The organism is Spirochaeta lutea (assembly GCF_000758165.1).
GTDB lineage: Bacteria > Spirochaetota > Spirochaetia > DSM-27196 > Salinispiraceae > Spirochaeta_D > Spirochaeta_D lutea.
Map to the genome: position 1 here is coordinate 80,878 of NZ_JNUP01000023.1, position 18,903 is coordinate 99,780.

19 protein-coding genes are annotated in these 18,903 nt (G+C 51.1%); 5 read left to right on the forward strand and 14 right to left on the reverse strand.

Annotation, left to right across the window (positions count from 1 at the left end; genetic code table 11):
• From DC28_RS15095 to DC28_RS02510, 3 genes are read right to left on the reverse strand one after another with little or no spacing between them, the layout of a single operon-like run.
• A complete protein-coding gene (locus DC28_RS15095; protein ID WP_052078354.1) occupies positions 1-903 on the reverse strand; it encodes a GNAT family N-acetyltransferase in 903 nt (300 codons plus the stop codon).
• An 8-nt stretch (positions 904-911) separates the two neighbouring features.
• Positions 912-2,762 (reverse strand): glycoside hydrolase family 3 N-terminal domain-containing protein, encoded by a 1,851-nt coding sequence (locus DC28_RS02505; protein WP_052078355.1) that lies wholly within the window; start codon positions 2,760-2,762, stop codon positions 912-914.
• A complete protein-coding gene (locus DC28_RS02510; RefSeq protein ID WP_052078356.1) occupies positions 2,759-3,730 on the reverse strand; it encodes an NAD(P)/FAD-dependent oxidoreductase in 972 nt (323 codons plus the stop codon). Before DC28_RS02510 ends, DC28_RS02505 begins: the two co-directional genes overlap by 4 nt.
• A 110-nt stretch (positions 3,731-3,840) precedes the next feature.
• Between DC28_RS02510 and flgN the strand changes: the two genes are divergently transcribed.
• The 5 genes from flgN to csrA are packed head-to-tail and all read left to right on the forward strand — an operon-like array spanning position 3,841 to position 8,264.
• Positions 3,841-4,326: a flagellar export chaperone FlgN gene (gene flgN, locus DC28_RS02515; RefSeq protein WP_037545425.1), complete on the forward strand. Its 486-nt coding sequence runs from the start codon at positions 3,841-3,843 to the stop codon at positions 4,324-4,326.
• Positions 4,327-4,344: 18 nt separating this feature from the next.
• On the forward strand, positions 4,345-6,219 hold the full coding sequence (gene flgK, locus DC28_RS02520) for a flagellar hook-associated protein FlgK (RefSeq protein WP_037545427.1): 1,875 nt from the start codon (positions 4,345-4,347) through the stop codon (positions 6,217-6,219).
• A 12-nt stretch (positions 6,220-6,231) separates the two neighbouring features.
• Positions 6,232-7,476, forward strand: a complete 1,245-nt coding sequence (locus DC28_RS02525) for a flagellar hook-associated protein 3 (protein WP_037545429.1) — start codon at positions 6,232-6,234, stop codon at positions 7,474-7,476.
• 23 nt (positions 7,477-7,499) lie between these two features.
• Complete coding sequence (fliW, locus tag DC28_RS02530; RefSeq protein ID WP_037545431.1) at positions 7,500-7,946, forward strand: flagellar assembly protein FliW; 447 nt, start codon at positions 7,500-7,502, stop codon at positions 7,944-7,946.
• Positions 7,947-8,264, forward strand: a complete 318-nt coding sequence (gene csrA, locus DC28_RS16905) for a carbon storage regulator CsrA (RefSeq protein WP_081941817.1) — start codon at positions 7,947-7,949, stop codon at positions 8,262-8,264.
• Here the strand turns inward: csrA and tsaB are convergent.
• The 11 genes from tsaB to DC28_RS02590 form a co-directional block, all read right to left on the reverse strand.
• Complete coding sequence (gene tsaB / locus DC28_RS15100) at positions 8,249-8,956, reverse strand: tRNA (adenosine(37)-N6)-threonylcarbamoyltransferase complex dimerization subunit type 1 TsaB (protein ID WP_052078357.1); 708 nt, start codon at positions 8,954-8,956, stop codon at positions 8,249-8,251. The genes csrA and tsaB overlap by 16 nt on opposite strands.
• A 14-nt stretch (positions 8,957-8,970) precedes the next feature.
• A complete protein-coding gene (gene tsaE, locus DC28_RS02545) occupies positions 8,971-9,447 on the reverse strand; it encodes a tRNA (adenosine(37)-N6)-threonylcarbamoyltransferase complex ATPase subunit type 1 TsaE (protein WP_037545432.1) in 477 nt (158 codons plus the stop codon).
• A 26-nt stretch (positions 9,448-9,473) separates the two neighbouring features.
• Entirely contained in the window at positions 9,474-9,737 is a 264-nt protein-coding gene (locus DC28_RS02550) for a hypothetical protein (protein ID WP_037545434.1), read from the reverse strand.
• A gap of 52 nt (positions 9,738-9,789) precedes the next feature.
• On the reverse strand, positions 9,790-10,869 hold the full coding sequence (locus DC28_RS15105; RefSeq protein ID WP_052078358.1) for a PilZ domain-containing protein: 1,080 nt from the start codon (positions 10,867-10,869) through the stop codon (positions 9,790-9,792).
• Between the two features lie 2 nt (positions 10,870-10,871).
• Complete coding sequence (locus DC28_RS02560) at positions 10,872-11,765, reverse strand: hypothetical protein (protein ID WP_037545437.1); 894 nt, start codon at positions 11,763-11,765, stop codon at positions 10,872-10,874.
• An 18-nt stretch (positions 11,766-11,783) separates the two neighbouring features.
• Positions 11,784-13,769: a flagellar filament capping protein FliD gene (gene fliD / locus DC28_RS02565; protein ID WP_037545439.1), complete on the reverse strand. Its 1,986-nt coding sequence runs from the start codon at positions 13,767-13,769 to the stop codon at positions 11,784-11,786.
• A 48-nt stretch (positions 13,770-13,817) separates the two neighbouring features.
• The gene (locus tag DC28_RS15110; protein ID WP_052078359.1) at positions 13,818-14,210 is read right to left on the reverse strand and encodes a flagellar protein FlaG; all 393 of its coding nucleotides are present in this window, start codon (positions 14,208-14,210) and stop codon (positions 13,818-13,820) included.
• A gap of 114 nt (positions 14,211-14,324) precedes the next feature.
• Positions 14,325-15,179 carry a flagellin N-terminal helical domain-containing protein gene (locus DC28_RS02575; protein WP_037545735.1) on the reverse strand — a complete coding sequence of 285 codons (855 nt, stop codon included), beginning with the start codon at positions 15,177-15,179 and terminating at the stop codon, positions 14,325-14,327.
• 477 nt (positions 15,180-15,656) lie between these two features.
• On the reverse strand, positions 15,657-16,517 hold the full coding sequence (locus DC28_RS02580) for a flagellin N-terminal helical domain-containing protein (RefSeq protein ID WP_037545441.1): 861 nt from the start codon (positions 16,515-16,517) through the stop codon (positions 15,657-15,659).
• A 396-nt stretch (positions 16,518-16,913) separates the two neighbouring features.
• Positions 16,914-18,056 (reverse strand): tetratricopeptide repeat protein, encoded by a 1,143-nt coding sequence (locus tag DC28_RS02585; protein WP_037545444.1) that lies wholly within the window; start codon positions 18,054-18,056, stop codon positions 16,914-16,916.
• A 1-nt stretch (position 18,057) separates the two neighbouring features.
• On the reverse strand, positions 18,058-18,876 hold the full coding sequence (locus tag DC28_RS02590) for a PilZ domain-containing protein (protein WP_037545446.1): 819 nt from the start codon (positions 18,874-18,876) through the stop codon (positions 18,058-18,060).
• Between the last annotated feature and the right edge of the window lie 27 nt (positions 18,877-18,903).

Here is an 18,903-nt window from a genome sequence, read left to right on the forward strand (position 1 = left end):
TTAACTCCCGGTGTAGTATACAATAGAAACCTCCTCTTGAGCGGTAAATGCGAGTTTTTTATAAAGCCCCTGGGCTGGGTGGTTCCGATTTTTTACGAACAAACTGACGGTTTTGCCCCGGCTGTGGATTTCCCTGATCAGGGTCTCCATTACAATCTCGGCATATCCATGGCCCCGGTAGGCAGGAAGGGTGAATACACCCCCGACCTGTACGACCCCTATTCCCCGGGCGTTACTAGACGCCTTTGATACAGCCCGTCCGTCCACGCAGAGGTGAAAGGCTAGCTGGGTCTTAAGACTTCGGTAAAAAAACCGCCGGGTTACCTGGGGGTTGATAGGATGACCGGGTAAGGCAACCTCTTCCTGTTCATACTGCATCTGGAGGGGCAATAATGTTAGGTGATCCTCCGGGGTAGTGCGGTAAATGCTTACATGGGGTGAGAGAATCCGGGGTCTTCCGGGGATAGGTACCTTCAGTCCAGGCAGGTTGGGGTTTTGGGGTTCCTTGTACATCATTGTGTAATCTTCTCGGTGGGTAGGCGGACGCCCCATGTACAGTTCTATGACGGAGACACCTAACCTGTTACCCATGAGAGTCCTGATTCCGTTACGTTTCCAGAGCAGTTGTGAGGGTAGCCCATCTGCAATCTGTCTGGGAGTGAGGGGAAGATGACCATCAATAAGAACATAGGTGAATCCATCGGTAAAGAGGGCGAGAATCCCTTCTAATTCTGAAGACCGGGATCGGGACAGTCCATACACACATGCCTGGCGGCGGTGGGGGATGATGCATTTTCCGTTAACATGGATGCGTTGGGTTAACCCCGCAGCCATGACCTCCCGGTCAAGGAGGAATCGGCACCACTGTTCCTCGTCTTTTTCTTTAATCCTAAACCAGGGCATGGGGTCAGCTACTCATCACTAAGCAGCGCGGGAATTGGATTATTTCCATCCAGGGAGGTTTTTCCGAGCAGCAGGGAGTATCCGGCATGAAAACTTTCTTTACCCCAACCGTACACGGCCAAGGCTGACCGCACCCATGGGGTCTGATTGAGATACACCGGGGTTAGAATCGAGAATACTGTTAATTTGCTGGCGATGCCGGGGACGGATTCGAGGTTTTTAAGTACCTCCAAACTGTTCGGGTTTGCCAGATTGAATATAATCCTGTCAACATGTTCGATCCGATCCGTTAGGTCCGAAATAACCCCAGCGTCAGCCCAGTAGAAGGGCTCGTAGTTGAAGTGATAGATCTCGGCGTTAGGAAAGTATTGCCTACCGATGGTAAGAAAATCCCAGTCCTGACCAGCTAGGAGTACTGTCTCAGAATTGAATGTTCCGTGAAGGGGAATGTTTTCCGACCTGATGATATGGGTTCCCCTGCCGGCCTGATCGGCAAAAAACTGAGGTCCTTGTTTCGCTGGTATAACATTGTATACCTCTGAAGGGTTTGGAAAGAGGGGTACAGCCTGGGGATCCTTCAGATATCTGAGTTTGATTTTCAGGATTCGGCGAACCGCCTGCCTAATGTTCCGGCGAAATTCCGGATTGGTGGTGTACTCATCATAGATGGTGTTCCATACCGGGGCTGATAACTCCGGGGTTTTGCTGAGCATGATAATATCATTGCCGGCTTTCAGCGCTTCTAATGCGATGGTTTCGATACCCCACTGCTCCTCGGCGCCGTATACCCAAGCTCCCTCCATAAACAGGTCGTCGGTAATAGCCAATCCCTCAAAATGAAGTTCCTGGCGCAGGACAGTGCTTTTGAAATATGGATTTAAGCTGGCCGGTTTACGATTTCCTGTGATAGTTGGAAAGCTCAGGTGTCCGCTCAACACAGCCGGCAATCCCTCGTTTATAAGCACCCGATAGGGTAGTAGGTCCCGGTTCCAGAGGGTTTCAATGGGATCTAATATGACAGGCATCTCCCCGTGGCTGTCTCCCGTTGCATTTCCATGTCCGGGAAAATGTTTGGCCGTGGCGATAACCCGGGTCATCTCCATACCCTTGAAGAAGGCCAATCCAAGGGCCGCAGTTAGGTTGGGATCGCTGGAGAATGCTCTGGGCCCTATTACATGGGCCTCAGGATTAACATACACATCCACCGTTGGAGCGAAGTTCATGTTTATGCCCAGGGCACGCATTTCTAGACCAATGTAATAACCGGAAAGAAAGCTGTCGATGGGAAGTCCGCTTGCTCCCAAAGACATATTCCCCGGGGTGATACTGGTGGCATCCTTAACATGACGAACCCAGCCCCCCTCCTGATCCGTGGCTGTGAATAGGGGAATACCAAGCCCATCATCCATGGCGTTGGCCTGCAGCTCCGCCAGGGTGCCGGCCAACCGATCCAACCGGTTTCCATTCCACCCGAATATCTTCACGCCCCCCAGGTTTCGTTCCCGTACCCAGGAAATAATCCGTTCATCGGGACGTTCACTGGGCCACCCGAGGAGAAAAACCTGACCGAGGATCTGCTCTGGAGACATGGCCTCCATGAGCTCGTCAATTATCTGCTGATCGGGTTTATCCTGCCAGAACAGGCCGCTCTTGGGTAGATCCTGTTGCGAGAGGGCAGGCAGATCCCGGGGAATCTCTAACCCCTGGGGTGAGAGGGGTGTGGTTGGTAACGAGGCCATTAAATCCACAGCGGGTTGCGTGGAGGTACCGGTGTCACTGGCCACCAGTGCGCCGATGAGTCCCCCTATCAATAGAACCGTCAGGAGAATTCCGGTTAATAAAAGGCCGCGTTTTTTCAAGGGGTACCGTCCCCATGAATCTCGCCACCGCTGTTCTGATGATTGAGATATGCCTTCCGTGCCGCCAGGACACCGTCGCTGATATGTACGGCTATCTGGGAAAAGGGGGTGTTCCGAAGGGCTCCCACGGCGAATAGGCCGGGATGTCCAGTCTCGCACCAGCTGTCAGTTTTTACAAATCCCCCATCATCCAGCTCTACCCCGGGCAGACCGGCGATAATCCCGTTGCGGGGCTCACCCCCGATGAGGACGAATAGGCCGCTCACGGCGATCTGTGTTTCCCTTGGGGAACCCGATTCTTCACGAAGTAGGGTCAAGCCGGTGAGGCTCGGTACACCCATGGGATTGTTTTTGGTATCGGCTCTAAGGATCTTGGTATGGGTCAACATAGAAATAGCGGTATTAGTTCTGACCATTTCCTGGTATCGGGGTTGGCCCGTCAGGGCATCCCCGGAAACGATCATGGTGACATGGCTGCAGATCCCCGCGAGGAACAGGGCCTCTTCACAAGCAGCATCCCCGCCGCCGAGTACGGCCACGGGTTTTCCCCGGAAGAACGGACCATCGCAGGGGGCGCAGTAAGAAATTCCCCGGCCGGCGAGTTCACTGGCGCCGGAAAAATCCGGTGTTCGCTCCTTGACGCCCGTCGCCACGATAACCTGAGTTGCTTGAACCGGTTCATCATCGGTTTCGAGGGTAAATAGCCCAGCTTGGTTTCTCAGGGACACTCCCCGGGTGAATATAAAGTGGGCCCCTAATTCCTCGGTCCGGCGTTCCATGGCCTCCGCCCACTGGATCCCCGGGATGGGTATTTGGCCCGGAATGTTTTCAATCTCTACAATATTCAGGGCCTGTCCGCCAGGAGCTAATTGTTCAACCACGGCCACTGATAGGTTATGCCACCGGCAGTACTGAGCCGCAGAAAGGCCTGCGGCGCCCCCGCCCACAATAAGTACATCGTAGATCATAGGCCGAAATTATACCTGAGTTTTACAGGAGTTTCTATGGTTCAAATCCCCTTAATTCTTGTCCAGGGATGCCGACACTCTAGATGGACGTATCGTTAAAGGAGGATTCGATGGTTATTTCCAATCTCATTCAGATAATTCAGGCAGAAGCCACTGCCCTTCATACCATTGCCGCCTTGGAGAAAAAACTTCAGGACAGCTTGATGGATAAAAACTTTTCAGAGGTTGAAGATGTAATTGCTGAGATCGATATTGTGGCTCAGACAATCCAGGCTCTGGATGATGAGCGGGAGAAAGAATATCAATTTCTCAGGGCCAGTCATCGCCTGACCGACCAGGAGGGCCTTGGCGATCTTTTTACCCTGCTACCGGACAACCACAGGGAACAACTCGCCAGGGTGTACCGTGAGTTTAAGGTTGCGGTTATGGAGGTTCAGTTTTTGGCCTCGGGCATCGATATGTTTTCCCGACATCAGGTCCAAACCCTGCGAAGTGTTTTAGATGAATTATATCCCGATCGAAAGAGCAGAACCTACACCGCCCGGGGAATGCATCAAGAACTAGCCAGCCCAATGGTTCTGGACCATAGTCTGTAAAAGCGAAGGAAGGATCCCATGCAATCCACATTCTCAGGAATAGAAATTGGTAAACGATCGTTACTCACCCATAATCAGGGCCTGCAGACCATCGGTCATAACCTGAGTAATGCCTCAACCCAGGGGTACAGCCGGCAACGGGTAGAGCTGGGTACGGTGGATCCTCTGTACAGGCCCCAGCTTAATCGGGCCATGACCCCGGGCCAGATCGGTCAGGGGGTCGAAACGACCCGGATTTCTCGGGTCAAGGATATGTTGCTCGAAGGCCGGATTGTCGCAAATGCGGCTGATGAGGGCTACTGGTCCCAACGGGATAAGTATGTACTCCAGCTGGAACAGATTTATAACGAACCGAGTGAGTCTTCGGTCAGGAATCTCATGGATAAATTCTGGGATGGCTGGCAGGAGTTGTCCATCTATCCTGAGCAGATGTCGGCGCGCCAGCAGGTGGCGCAGCGCGGTGAGGCATTGGCGGAGGGAATCCAGAATCGGTACAACAGCCTTAATCAACTCAGATCGGTCCTGAATGATGAGGTGCACGTGGAGGTTTCCCGGATCAATACCCTGACCGACCAAATTAGCGATTTGAATGCGGAGATTGCGAAGGTACAGGCCGAAGGTGACGAACCCAACGACCTCTTGGATAAACGGGATCTATTGGTTGAAGAGCTCAGTGGAATCATTCCCGTCACCATAGAAACCAAGGACCCTGATGAGTACTCCATCTATACCAACGGAATTCACCTGGTTCAGGGAGCAATTTCTCGAACCTTTTCCACTCAAACGGATCCCCAAAACGACGGCTACTCCATGGTGGTATGGGCGGATTCAGGAGCGGAATTTCGTCCAGAGTCAGGTAGCCTCGGTGCTCATATAGAGCTTCGAGACCAGGATATCTGCCAAGAGATTCAAAATCTGGATAACCTGGCAGTGAATATGGCGGACATTGTTAACGAGGTTCATTCCGTCGGATTCGGGATAAACGGCCGAACTGGTGAAGAATTTTTTGAACACCATCCCATGGTCACCAATACCCAAGGGAACTATGACCGGTCCGGAGACGGAGTGGTGGATTCATCCTACATCTTCCGAATCGGGGGGACCAACCAGCTCACCGCCCAGGATCAAATCGGGTTAGAGGGGACCATCTCGCTCTCAGGTCCCAATGGTTTGGTGGAGGTCCCATACCGGAGCGATGATACCGTACAGGATGTCCTGGTGCGGATTAATAACTCCGGTGCTGAGGTGGTTGCCCGGTTAGATTTTCAAAACAAGCTTACCCTAAAGGGTGCCCCCTCACAAAACAAGGATAATCCCGACTTTGTCATTCGCGAGGTATCAGACTCGGGACAGTTCCTTGCCGGATACGCCGGGCTTCTATTGGAATCCGGTGATGCCGGCGCCTACCGCTGGGATCAACCGGACGCCATTACCAGCCTACGGGCAGGAGCCGATTTTGCAGTCGCCCCCCTTTCCCATGCCTCAGCCTGGCTTTCCGTTAATCCCGAAATACTGGAGGATCCCGCCAGCATTGCCACCAGTTTAGCAGTACAAAACCGTCCCGGGGACGTAGGGGACGGCCGAGTTGCTCTGGAGATAGCATCCATAAGGAATTCTCCGGTTATGGTGGGGCAAATCTCAACCTTTGATGATTATTTTGCTGATAGTGTTGCCTCTGTGGGGCTTAAGGGGCAACAGGCCCAGAGTGCTTTGAGAACTCAGGAGGCGATTATGAAGGATCTTCGTGACCTGCGGTCCAGTATCAGCGGGGTGAGCATCGATGAAGAGTTGGCCCAAATGATCAAATTCCAGCATGGATATAATGCGGCAGCCCGCTTTGTAACCAAGATCGATCAAATGCTGGAAACGATCATAAACAGGTTAGGCGTATAAGCGGGGTAAGGTATGAATAGAATTAGTACAAACATGATTAATGACAATCTCCAGTATCAGACCAGAAGACGAAGCGTGGAGATGAACGATGTTCAGGATCAGATTTCCAGTCAGTCGCGGTTAAATAAGCTGCGTAACGACCCGGCTTCTGCGGCCCACGCAACCAGGTACTCATCCTACATAACCCGGTTAGAACGGTTCAGTGATAACCTGGAAACAGGAATCTCCCAATACAAAACGGCTGAGGGGCATATGCGCCAGGCCGTGGACGTGTTGCAGGAAATTCGTCAGATTGCCGTACAAGGCTCCACCGGTACCTACTCCCAGGAGGATACAATCCAGATGGCACGGAGGGTGGATGAACTCCTCGGACAATTAGTTGCCACGGCAAACGCCCAGAGTGGTGATGGAACAGCGGTATTCGGGGGGGATCGATCAAAAACCCTCCCGTTCAGACCGGTGGAAGGCAGGGTGCCCGGCTTTGGAGGATCGGTTATAACCGGTGTAGAGTATACTGGTTCTCTTGGTACCAAACAAACCGAAATAGCCGACGGGACCTACATGGAACTAACAATCCCTGGTAATCAGGTATTCTGGGCGGATAATCAGCAGGTCTTCTCTCAGACCGACGCTTCCGGATACGTTGCTACCCAGGATAGCGCCATCTCAATTGACGGGAAGGAAATCCCTATCTCCCAGGGCGATAATATCTACTCCATCATAGCAGCCATTAACCGTGCAGATGCCCCGGTAAAGGCTCGATTGGATCCCGTGCAGAACTCTCTGGTACTCGAAACCACAACCCCCCACCAGCTTTGGCTGACCGATCAGGAGGGAAGCGTACTCAGCGATCTCGGCGTCATACGGAACCCAGAGAGTAAACCACCCCAGAATCTCGCGGGAGATGCCCGGGTGTACGGGGGCTCCCTCTTTGATTCTGTCATCCGGCTGAGAAATGAACTGTATCAGGGCGATGTGATTGACATTGGGGGAGGGGGATTACGGGGGATTGATGCCGCCATGGATAACCTACTCTCCAATGTAGCCAAGGCAGGTGCCAGAACCGAGCGGATGGAAATATCCTACCGGGGAATCGAGCGGGAGACCTTGGATATGACGGGGCGTTTGAGTAAGGAGACCGATGTAGAGATGACCAAGGCAATCACTGACCTAAAAACCCTAGAGATAGCCCACCAAGCAGCTCTCTCGGCATTAGCACGGATCGTACCCACAACCCTACTGGACTTCCTGAGATAACAGACAAAAAGGATGAGCAACCTATGAGGAAGATTGTAACCAAAGCCTACGGCCCCTTGGAAGTTGACGACAGACAGTTCATACAATTCCCCTCGGGAATACTCGGCTTCGAGGCTCTCAAAGAATATGCGCTAATCGATTCCAAGCAACCACCCTTTTTATGGCTCCAGAGTGTAGAAGATCAGACGGTTGCCTTCGTGGTCATTTCACCCCTGGTTTTTCGTCCGGATTTCGTACTGGATATTCCGAAAAGCGAGTATGAGGACCTACACTGGGAGCAGGATGAGGAGCTATTAGTTCTGGCCATTGTGACCATCCCCCCGGAAGGCGGTCCCATGACAGCGAATCTCCAGGGCCCGGTGATTATAAACAGACAAAAACGTATAGGAAAACAGGGGATCCAGCTGGGAAGCCAATGGCGCACCCGGCATAACATCATCGAGGAACTCTCTGGAAAGGGGGGTGCCTAGATGCTTGTCCTAGCAAGAAGGGTTCATGAAGCCATCGTTATCGGAGATTCGATTGAGATTTCCATTGTAGATATCAGGGGGGACCAGGTAAAACTGGGTATAAAAGCCCCGCAGTCTGTAAAGGTATTTCGGAGAGAAGTCTACGATGCCATCCAAGAGGAAAACCGCTTAGCAGCTAAAACAAGTACCGAGATACCCGACTTACCCCAATTCCGGAATACCCCGGCATTTCAACAGAAGGGACATACAAATACCCCAACGTCGCCCCCTTCAGATACCCGGAACACCGATAAGGAAAATCCTCAAAAGGAGGAATAACCCCGGCTGTTATCTTCCACCGCCTGGCTTTCCCTCAGGTACTCCGGACCAAAATCAGGAGCATCGGTTTCACCCCGGGCAAACCGCTCCAATCCAAGGCGGATCATCCCGGCGGCGATGTTGGGCCGGGGAGCAGAATCCAACACCCAGCCCTCCGGAAGATCCTGGTTAGTAATAAACCGGTCCGCATGGGGGCCGGTGAGCAGTACCCTTCCTGGGTTATCCCCTAATGGTTCCCTAACCAGGGACTGAATAGCTGAAACGAGCTCCGCCGGTTCTTTATCCCAGGCAGGAGAACACGCCATCCCCCGGGAGAACGCCTGGGCATAGTACCGCTGTTTTCTTCCATCGATAACCGGGAGGACCACTCCCGGAAAAAAGCCGTAGATCCAGCCGTATACCTCCAGAAGGGAAACACTCGCCATGGGGGTGCCTACCGCCCCTTGAAACCCCTTGGCAAAGGACATGCCGATCCTCAGCCCAGTGAAGGATCCGGGTCCCCGGGAGCAGACGATTCCGGTAAGGTCCTTGGGAGTAATCCCCGCCTTGGACAGGAGCCGGTCAACCTCCTGGGGCAGGACCTCTCCATGAGTCAAGCCGATCTCTAGGTAACTGCTGTACAGCAAACCGCCATGGAATACGGCGACCGAAAGAAACTCTGCTGTGGTATCGAAGGCTAAAATAGATTGCATGGTAATTCCTCGCTCTAAGCGTCGGCGTCCCGTACTTCCCCCAGGGGTTCCCCTGCCCATGAGAGGATGCGTTCCGGTGCGGTGACGGGGATGGAAAGTGTAAGCTGCCGCTGGGTAGATTCTTTTTGTATTTCTAGGGTGATTGTAATGCTTCTATCAGGGAGTAATTCGGGTGCACGACTTGCCCATTCTATCAGTACGATAGAATCTTCAGTAAAATACTCCTCAACCCCGATCTGCAGTAGTTCATCCTCTCCTCCCATACGGTACCAATCCATGTGAACCAAGCCCGGGCTTCCCTCGTATTCCTGGATGATGGCATAACTCGGACTGGTTATTTCCTGCTGAATCCCCAACCCCCGGGCAAATCCCTTGGTAAACACCGTTTTACCTGCTCCCAGCCCCCCATCCAGGGCAATGATGGTACCCCCGGCGCACCGGCGTGCGAGGGTTTCGCCAAGCCCTGCTGTATCCTCCTCCAGGTTTGACACAACGGAAAAATACCTACGCTCAGTACTCACGGCAGGTGTCCGTTGCGTTCAAGATCGTGGATGTAGGGCTTCAGGGCCCGCAGGATGGGAATAACCGGATAGTTTACCGAATCGGGGACAATCACCTTTACCTCTTTTTCCCCCAGGGGTGTCATCTCTATGGAAAACTCCACGGAAAACTCCAGAGTATTAAGGTTCTTCGCTTCCATAACGACATGGGCGCGGTATTCCTTTCGGTAGGAAATGTACATTTGTTTTCTGGTAATATCTGTTAACGTTCGTATGACCATTGATGTTCCTATAGTATCCGAAGAAGCTGCCATGGTAAATCGGATTGGTGCCTCAGTACACTAAATTTGAATCAGATATACCGTATACGAAGGCCTGAATTTCATTCAGGTGTTTGGTACTCACCCGGGTGAACGCAATATGCATGGTACCTCCCAGGGGTTTTACCGCATTCATGTGCAAGACCTTCCCGAAGGCGATAATCCCCTGGGTCTCTCCCACATCGAATGTCAGTTTCAGCAAGGTTCCCTTTTTAAGGGGATTCCGGGAAAAGACAGCACAACCGCCGGCCGAGATATCCTCAATCTGGCCGAGAAAGTTACGGTTACTGCGAACCACCGCCCGGCGCGTTGCCTTACGCCCGGATCCCTCAGTAATGATTTCTACCTGCTGAAAGTAGGTAGGGCGGTTCATCTCCCGGCGGGGGTAGCGCCGCATCTGAACCTCCTGCATAGCCGATACATGATCCACCAGTAGGATGTCTAGTCCCTCAACCTGGGATAATTGCTTAATCTTCGTATCAAACCGGTAGACCTTCCCGTTTTCAAATACACACCTGATCCGTGCCTCGGCATTTTTTGAAAACCGGTAGACAGTTCCGCCGTGTTTCGGATTTTCGATCGCTAAAAAGCTCTGAATACTTCCGGTTACCATAGTTTCTATGGGAGGGTTGCCCTTGGTATACAGGGTGACGGGTTGTCCCTGTCTCAGTACCGTAGACCCCGGCCCCTTTGCAACCCGGGCTTGGTTTGAAACAATTCGTTTTATAGCAAAGATTCTGCCGATGATGGCATCCCGTTGGGTTTCAGACATGGTGGCTGCAGATAGATCATCAATCAACCGCTTTATGACCTTATTCAAAAAACCGCTATTGCTGAGTAGGCGCTCCGGATTTGTTATATTCTGCTGTTTGATGGCCTTCTCTAAGATTTGAATCTGTTCCTTGGAAAGCCCTAGGTTCTTCGCCTGTTTTTTAAAACTCCCAACCCGTTTGGGGCCACCCCCGGAACGGCGCCCGTTGCGAAGGGCGCCTATGGAAAAAATCAGTATGATCAGGAGTATAAACCCGCCCACTACCAAGGCTGAAGAATTATCCGCTTTCGCAATGAACTGTAATAGCATGTACTGCCCCATGCCTAGGCCCCCTGGAGCAATGAGGACAGGCGTTCGAACTGTTCGGGGAGCTCGTATTCGAGGATATCACCCAGGAGAATGAGATCCTGATTCTCAATTCCCTCTGCTAATTCATCAAGCAGGCTATTGAGCTGATTTCCCGCCGCATCCAGTTCATCATGGTCAATGGTACCCTCCTCGGTCTGAAGCGAAATAATCGTGGCGAGCCGCAGGGTCCTGGCAAGTTTGGACAGAAGATCAATGAGCCGGTACATGGTATTCTGTGCCTCCTCAGGATGTCCCTCGCGATACTGGTGGCTCACCTTGGCCAGCTGAGGCTGCAGTTCCTGAAGAACCGAAAGGGTGGAGACGCTTTCGTTCAGCGGGTTCTGGTATTCCTGGATCCTGGTTGTAACAACCTGGTGAACCAGGGTGAGCCGGGAGAGAAGTTCCGGTATACCCGACACATCCCTATTTCCCCCAATCCAGTCAGCCATCTGATCTTGTAAAAAGCCAGGAATATCCGAGGTTTCACCCAAAAGATGTCTGAGCCCTGAAAGTACATGGGGCCACTCCTGAAGGATCTCGCCGAGTTCCTTTCTCAGGGCATTCTCCTCCACACTCTGCTCCAAAGCCGCACTCAATAGGTCGAAGTATTCCAGTACAACGACTAATTGCTGCTGTTCCAATATCAGGGGATGGAGAGCGGTTATCCGGAGCTCCTCTATCTCGTCCATGGGAATATGCTCCCACTGGTCAAACTCCCCCAGGGATTTATGATCACCGTCGGCGCTTACCGACTGAACCGCGAGGCCGGAATCCTGGAGCCATTGTTGTACCCCTAGGTATGCGTCTCCGAGATTTTTTTCGTCCTGCCAGGTGATGTCGACCTGTTCATCGTTGATAAATACCTTCACGTTTAAATCCTTATGGTGCTAATTTTGGTTTTGGGGATTCAACCCCTGGATGTCTCGGGATTGGGTCTCCAAACTGTTTATGGCGGACTCCATCCTGCCGAATTGTTCCTTCATGCGTTGTTCATACCCTGCCAAGTAATCTTCGTAGCTTGAAATTTCCTCGTCTGTCCGGTCAATCTGGCGGTCTATGGACTGGGTATTTGTGGTGATTATCCCGCCGGTCTGAACGAAGGGTCTCATAAGTTCATCAATTTTAAAAGCCACTCCAGAATCCACGAGCAAATCACCGTCACTATCGGTACCGAAGAGCTCCTTCACCGCCGGTAGGTTTTGTAATAGGGCCTGATCAAGGGCCGATTCATTAATCTCCAAATATCCGCGCAATCGGCTTGCGTTGATGCCGGCCCCCCCCTGGCTTGAGGCGTTGGTTGCTATACCGACCTGGGCCAAAAGACGCATATCGTTACCCGCCCTGGTATCGTAGGGTGACATGGTAATGGTCTGTAACCTATTTTTGATGGTATTAAGGGTTGAATTACCCTGAAGACTCCCTAATCGCTCCATGGCCTCTTCTTTTTCCTCGGGAGTAAAGTAGGAGATTTCTTCCACAATCTCGGGCTGATTCCTGGTCAAAATGTTTATATCCCGGATGACCTGGTTATAGGTTGCTACGAACTCAATGAGCACGTCCTTTATACGCTCTCTGTCAGGTTCAATGCTCAGAGTAACCGGCTCGGGGGATTCTCTCTTAATGGTTAGCGTAACACCGGGAATAACGTCATCCATAGTGTTTGTTGGCCGTTCAATGCGTACACCTTCTAATTCGATTTCTGCATCGCTGGCTACGCTTACCGGATTTAGCGGCTGATAATCACCCCGCACGGTGGGATCGGATATCTCCAATGCACTGAGTTCCAGATTGCGGTGGGTATTTGAGTTGGTTATGACCAATTCGGAGGGGATCCCCAACTCCGAGAAGGCCAGGGTGAAATTTTGGGGAGTCCTCAGTGGTACCTGAGGTAGATCCACAACCTGGCCGTCCACATTCACCTGGAGAACCCTCTGAGTATCCTGGCGAGGCGGCGGGGCTGGAGCTTGATACTCCGGTAGGGGGGCGGTGCTGGGAAGATCCGGTAACCGTATACCCTGAAACTCAGCCGCTCCCGGGCTGGTAATCTGCGGTCCCTCGGGAGGAGGTATAACCGATGTACTCTCATCCAGGGGATGCAGCACCGCCTGGTACGAAAGCATCATATTTGGATTGAACCCATCCTTAGGTAGCGGGATCCGAAGGTTAGACCCGGGTTTAAGTGATAAAACGCCATCCTGAAAGGAAACAGATTCGTTGTTTGCCAGGGAAGCGAGATCCGGTGAGAACCCTGGTTCTTCCGCAGGTGCGATCAAACCAAGATCAAGGGCAAGTTCTTGAGCATCCCCGGAGAACCCAAGCGCATTCTCGGTTCCCGGAAGTTTCGATTCCAGGGTTAATACATAGCTATCCCTTCTGTTACGAATAACCGCCGATCCCAGTAGTTCAGGATTTCTCTGATTTAGCGCGGCGGAGAATTCCTCCAGATTACCACCCCGAAACCGAAGGGTTATCGGAGTCGAGCCGACTGAAAATTCATATATCCCCTGGGGAACCTCAAAATCATTGGGTACGGGTTCAGAAATAAACTTATCAGGTTTAGCTACCTTGTTAACAACGATCGAGCTGATACCCTCAGGGGTGTTTCGGTCGGATGAGGCTGTAAGGACAGACTCGTTACTGGAAACGGCCGACCGGTCGTTGAAGGGGTTTTCAAAGCTGAAAAGGGAACGGGCAGCATCCCGGAGTACTGTAAGCTGCCGGTTAAACGACTGCCATGTAGAGCGTTGAGTCTCAAGATCGGTTTTTCTGGTCTCCAGACGGTCCAGAGGGACGCGCTCTGCCTTGACCAGTTCCTCAACCATTTGTCCTGTGTTGAAACGGCTAGAAACGCCGGGTATTGAAATATCAGACATGCAGGTTCCTCATGAACGGCCCTTACCGAGGCCCGGAACCCGGACCTCTCAAATCGTTTCGTCTATCAGTAAGCCTAGGTATTCTTGAATCCGGGCCTGCAACTTCTGTAATTCGGCTGCGGGCAGTTCCTTGATTACTTTATCGGTGTCAGGATCGATGATCTTAACCACCACCTGGTCTATGTCGTCATTGATAGTGTATTTAAACTTCTTCTGAAGACTTCCCGAATAGGTATCCATCCGGTCAACTGCTTCCTGAATTTTTTTATGAATTTCATCACGGCTTGAGGCAATACCTTGGGCAACTTTTTGCTGGCTTTCAACCCGTTGCCGCTGGTTTTCCGTTCGCCGTTCTGCCATACGCTGGGTTAGCTCCACAGACTGTTGTACTCCCGGGTTTCCCTGGGGACTACCGCGCATTCCCAATATTTCCATGGACATAGTTCTTACCTCCCTGTAAGAAAATAGGGGGAGAGAGCGCGACTCTCCCCCCAATGATGGTTTGAAAGAGAAGACGTCCAGTGTTCTCTTTCGTGACAATGTTCCTGCTTGGTTTTAACCAATGAGTTGGAGCGCAGACTGGGTCTGCATGTTGGCCTGGGCAAGCATGGCAGTATTGGCTTGAGTGAGAATTTGATTTTTTACAAAATCAACCATCTCTCCGGCCATATCTACGTCCCGAATCCGGGACTCGGATGCCTGAAGGTTTTCAGCGGCTACATCAACACCTTTTTGGGCCATTTCGAACCGGTTCTGGTAGGCACCAAGATCCGCGCGCTGCTGGCTTACAACCCGAAGCGCTGCATCTACTGCACCGATGGCGCTGTTAGCAGACTCAGGATCATTAAGATTGATGGTTTCTCCGCTGCCCTGCATATTTGTAAGCCCTAGAGCTTCTGCAGTCATTGTTCCAACGAACACTCTCTCATTCTGATCCATATTAGCACCAACCTGGAATTGCATTACTCCGCCAGAAACCGAATCCTGGGCGAAGGCGCCTGTCAGCATGTTCATTCCATTGAACTGGGCGTGGCTTGCAATCCTGTTGATTTCATCGACCAGCTGAGATACCTCCACCTGGATCTGCATTCGATCTTCACTGGTATAGATTCCGTTAGCTGACTGAACCGACAGCTCACGAACCCGGTGCAGCATATCCTGGGTATTTTGAAGGTAGCCTTCGGTGGTTTGAATGAATGAAACCGCGTTCTGAATATTCCGGCTGGCCTGATTCAAGCCCCGTACCTGAGACCGTAGCTTTTCACTAACAGCCAGGCCGGATGCATCATCAGACGCCCGGTTAATCCGCATTCCAGAGCTGAGTTTTTCAATGTTGCCCTGCAATTCTACGTTTCGTTCACCGAGTACGCGGTTCGCATAGGCTGCGCTCATGTTGTGGTTAATGATCATATAACCCTCCTTGAAATATAGTAAAAGGCCGTCCGTGCCTTTTATCTCCAACTGCCGGTTTCCGGGGTACTCATCGCGCTGAACCCGCATTTTAGAAAACCATTAGTGGAGAGACCAACTTGACTCGGTATCGATGCTGGGAGGTAAATCAAAGGGTGCAGGACCTGATGTAAAGCACAAGTATGAGTCAACAGGTCCCTCCACTTCAGTCGGAGGAATCGATCAATCCAAGCAGTCTCAAGAAGGGATGATGTTTTTCAAAGATCATTGGTTGAGATCTATTTGCCCATAGATTCATCCAAACTACAGTATAACACAGGTGCCCCCGGTTCTGCCAATAGTCTCACCACCGTGATGGAAGGTTAGGGGTATCCGTGTTGCCCTAGGAACCAATGCAATAAATAAAAGCACCCCGGCCTGAACGGAAACGTTCAAACCGGGGTGAAATGCTTACGCTTTATGAATTTCCCTTAGGAATTAACCCAGAAGCTGAAGTACCGATTGGGTCTTCATATTCGCTTGGGCAAGCATTGCATTCCCGGCCTGGACAAGAATCTGGTTCTTTGTGAATTCCACCATTTCCTTAGCCATATCAGCATCGCGAATTCTTGATTCAGCGGCTTGGAGATTTTCCGCGCCGATGTCAATTCCCTTAACTGCCATCTCTAGCCGGTTTTGGTATGCACCCAGATCAGCCCGCTGTTTGTTCACAGTCCGTAAAGCGGTGTCCACAATTCCAATGGTTGCATTGGCACTTTCAGCGTTGGAAAGGGTAACAATCCCGTTATCCCCTTGATTCCTCAAGCCGAGAGCCGCTGCGGTCATGGTCCCGATGACAACCTGTTCCCGCTGATCCATATTTGCCCCAATATGGAAGAACAGATCCTGACCTGCGCCGCCCATATCCTGCGCACCGGAGAACCGGCCGGTCAGCAGGTTCATGCCGTTGAACTGAGCATGGGATGCAATACGATCAACTTCATCAACCAGCTGAGAAACCTCAACCTGGATCTGCATCCGGTCTTCAGCGGTGTAGATACCATTGGAGGATTGTACAGCGAGTTCACGAATTCTCTGAAGAATATCCTGTCCTTCCTGGAGGTACCCCTCGGTGGTTTGGATCATAGAAATTCCATCAGCAGCATTCCGTGAAGCCTGGTTCAATCCCCGGATCTGACTCCGCATCTTCTCAGATACAGCCAAGCCTGAAGCATCATCACCTGCTTTGTTAATACGCAGACCTGATGATAGTTTCTCCATGCTTTTGCTGACATTGGCGTTATTCACACCAAGCTGACGTTGAGCGAACTGGGCGCTCATGTTGTGATTAATAATCATCCTATCCTCCTTGATAGTGTGGTTCGGGCATCCGTGCCCTTTTTTTTATAAACTGCTTAAGTGTTTAGCTCAGCAGCCGATAAACAGAATAGGGGTTAGTGGGCATATCCAAGAACGATCTTGAAATAAAACCCTTCCCTGTGCTGACTATCGGCATTCCGGGGAGGAAACTTTAACGTTTTTTTTATGAATATCGTTTAGGTTCCGTACCATGGTTAATTACCAGCCCCCGGGCCGCTCCGATGGCCCACGGTTGACCTTGGTTTGTAGGGCTTCTCGGTGATTTCTGTACAGTAGTCAGAGTGATGTACCCCACCCCTGTATATAGGAAAGCGTATACCGTCTTCACGAATGCAGGGGGAGGCGTAAGGTAAGGGCGGCCGTCGGGGTTAGCACCTAGGATTCATTCAGCCGTTTATCAATCTCGGTGATGTATTCAGGGGCTAACGGGTCATCCGGATCAATAACAAGTACGGTCTCGAAGAATCCCCGGGCTTCCTCGTACTCCTCTGCCTTCATGTGCAATACGCCTAGGTTCGAGAGTATCTTGGTGTTCTCGGGTTCTAATTCCATAGCTCCCAGTAGACTTTCCTGCGCTTGGCCAAGATTCCCTGTCTCCATACAGCAGATGGCATGCTCATTGAGGGTGTCTGGGTTCTGTCCGCCGAGCTCCAGTGTCTTTTCAAAGGCCTGTAATGCCTCCTCATACCGGCTAAGACGTCGTAACGCCCATCCCTTTATAAACCAGGCATTCCAAACCCCTGGATTTGCAGACAGGAACTGCTCAATCTTCTCTAGACCCTCGGTTTCCTTATTTAACCTAATAAAATCGTAGGCTTCTTTAAACAGGATATCATTTAGATTCTGTTTCTCAAACTCTGCGAGGATTTCCTCTACTTCATTTTTGTGGTCTGGATTTTCTGAGCTATCAAGGTAGGCGTGAAACGAAGCCCGGGAACGGCCGTAGTTTCGAATCTTCATAAAGAAATAGCCAGAGTAGAGGTAGGTCTCCGGTAGAGGCTCGGAATGGTCAGTACAAACCCTATACCAATGGTAGGCCTCATCTTCGAATTCCTGGGTCAGGGCTTCTTTGCCCAACATTCGGTAAGCCTCTGCTCGCTTCTCGTAGAGTAGGGCAAGGTTGAGTTGAGCCCGATTGCTCTCGGGTTGGAGTCCTAAAAGCGCTAAAAAAATTTCCTCCGCAATGTCGAAGTCTTTGTTGTCTGCCTTCAGGATCGCAGTTTGGGTGAGCTCCGCGATGATGTCGGGTCGGGCAGAGACTATGAATTGCCGGTAATAATCCGCATCCTCGTGTTCCGGGTGATACGCTAATACCTTAAGCATGCCCGACAGGATCATTTCCCACGAAAGTTCGTCAATAGACCAGCTATCCTGTTCTCCCGCGGTCTCGATGGGGAGCATCTTTTCTGGATCTAAGGAGAAGGAGGGCAGGGAGACATTCATCCCCTCGGGTATCGAAATATATAGAATATTTTTAAGTTTTTCGTCTCGAACGAGATCGATTCGTGAATCGTGCATACTACTCCTGTGGTTTGCTCTTTTTAATTGTCTTTAAAAAATTGCTTATACGTAATTTATACTCAGCGGGTATTGCCTTTTCATCAAACTGAATTGCAAAGGCCGCCAGATCCTTCCGTCCCTGAACCTGTTCAAACCGAATCACCTTTCCCGAAAGGCTCACAGAGCCGTCCTGCTCGGTTAGTCCGAGTTTGATAGTTGCAGGTTTATTAACAAGAAATTGTGCGAATCCCATAATGATTACTTTCATACCGGAGAAGGATAGATCCCGAATAATACACCGCCGGGGTATGTGCTCAATGGTTAGTAAGACATTTTTAGGATCAATGCCCAGGGCAGAAAGGGTCTCCGGGGTTGCTGGGATCCGCTCTTCCCGACGCTGCTGGAAACTAGCATTTGCTTCGAGCAGGGTTCCCAGGCGGTAAATCAGCTCATCGGGCGGGCGGTTAGTATAGACCAGGTTAATAAAATTAAGGTCCGGCTGATCCTTATTGTAGGGAACGAAGGAGACAATTTTCGAGTTAATAAAAAAGGTAATTGGATCGGTCTTCTCCTTCTGGATGAAACTAAAGCGAAGTTGAACCATATTCTTCGCCTTGCTGGTTACTTCCTTCAGGGGTCCCTTAATATTTGCAATAACCTTGGCCGAGCTCATGGAGCTTGAGTAGAGAAGAACCGGCCATTGGTATCCAAGGCATCGTATTTGCACATTTTTTGCATACAGAAGCGTTGCCCGGATGACATCCTTTGTAAAGGTTACATCTACGTTCTGAAAATCGCTGTAGTATTTTGCTATTTGTTGGCTTGTTATTACTGACATACTATCTGGGGGAATAGTAATTGCCTG

Bases quoted from the DNA above. Each gene is read 5' to 3' on its own strand.
- DC28_RS02585 (WP_037545444.1), bottom strand. From the start codon at position 18,056: ATGCACGATTCACGAATCGATCTCGTTCGAGACGAAAAACTTAAAAAT.
- DC28_RS02580 (WP_037545441.1), bottom strand. From the start codon at position 16,517: ATGATTATTAATCACAACATGAGCGCCCAGTTCGCTCAACGTCAGCTT.
- DC28_RS02590 (WP_037545446.1), bottom strand. From the start codon at position 18,876: ATGTCAGTAATAACAAGCCAACAAATAGCAAAATACTACAGCGATTTT.
- flgK (WP_037545427.1), top strand. From the start codon at position 4,345: ATGCAATCCACATTCTCAGGAATAGAAATTGGTAAACGATCGTTACTC.
- flgN (WP_037545425.1), top strand. From the start codon at position 3,841: ATGGTTATTTCCAATCTCATTCAGATAATTCAGGCAGAAGCCACTGCC.
- csrA (WP_081941817.1), top strand. From the start codon at position 7,947: ATGCTTGTCCTAGCAAGAAGGGTTCATGAAGCCATCGTTATCGGAGAT.
- DC28_RS15105 (WP_052078358.1), bottom strand. From the start codon at position 10,869: ATGGGGCAGTACATGCTATTACAGTTCATTGCGAAAGCGGATAATTCT.
- fliW (WP_037545431.1), top strand. From the start codon at position 7,500: ATGAGGAAGATTGTAACCAAAGCCTACGGCCCCTTGGAAGTTGACGAC.
- DC28_RS15110 (WP_052078359.1), bottom strand. From the start codon at position 14,210: ATGTCCATGGAAATATTGGGAATGCGCGGTAGTCCCCAGGGAAACCCG.
- tsaB (WP_052078357.1), bottom strand. From the start codon at position 8,956: ATGCAATCTATTTTAGCCTTCGATACCACAGCAGAGTTTCTTTCGGTC.
- DC28_RS02525 (WP_037545429.1), top strand. From the start codon at position 6,232: ATGAATAGAATTAGTACAAACATGATTAATGACAATCTCCAGTATCAG.
- DC28_RS02550 (WP_037545434.1), bottom strand. From the start codon at position 9,737: ATGGTCATACGAACGTTAACAGATATTACCAGAAAACAAATGTACATT.
- DC28_RS02575 (WP_037545735.1), bottom strand. From the start codon at position 15,179: ATGATCATTAACCACAACATGAGCGCAGCCTATGCGAACCGCGTACTC.
- DC28_RS02510 (WP_052078356.1), bottom strand. From the start codon at position 3,730: ATGATCTACGATGTACTTATTGTGGGCGGGGGCGCCGCAGGCCTTTCT.
- DC28_RS15095 (WP_052078354.1), bottom strand. From the start codon at position 903: ATGCCCTGGTTTAGGATTAAAGAAAAAGACGAGGAACAGTGGTGCCGA.
- fliD (WP_037545439.1), bottom strand. From the start codon at position 13,769: ATGTCTGATATTTCAATACCCGGCGTTTCTAGCCGTTTCAACACAGGA.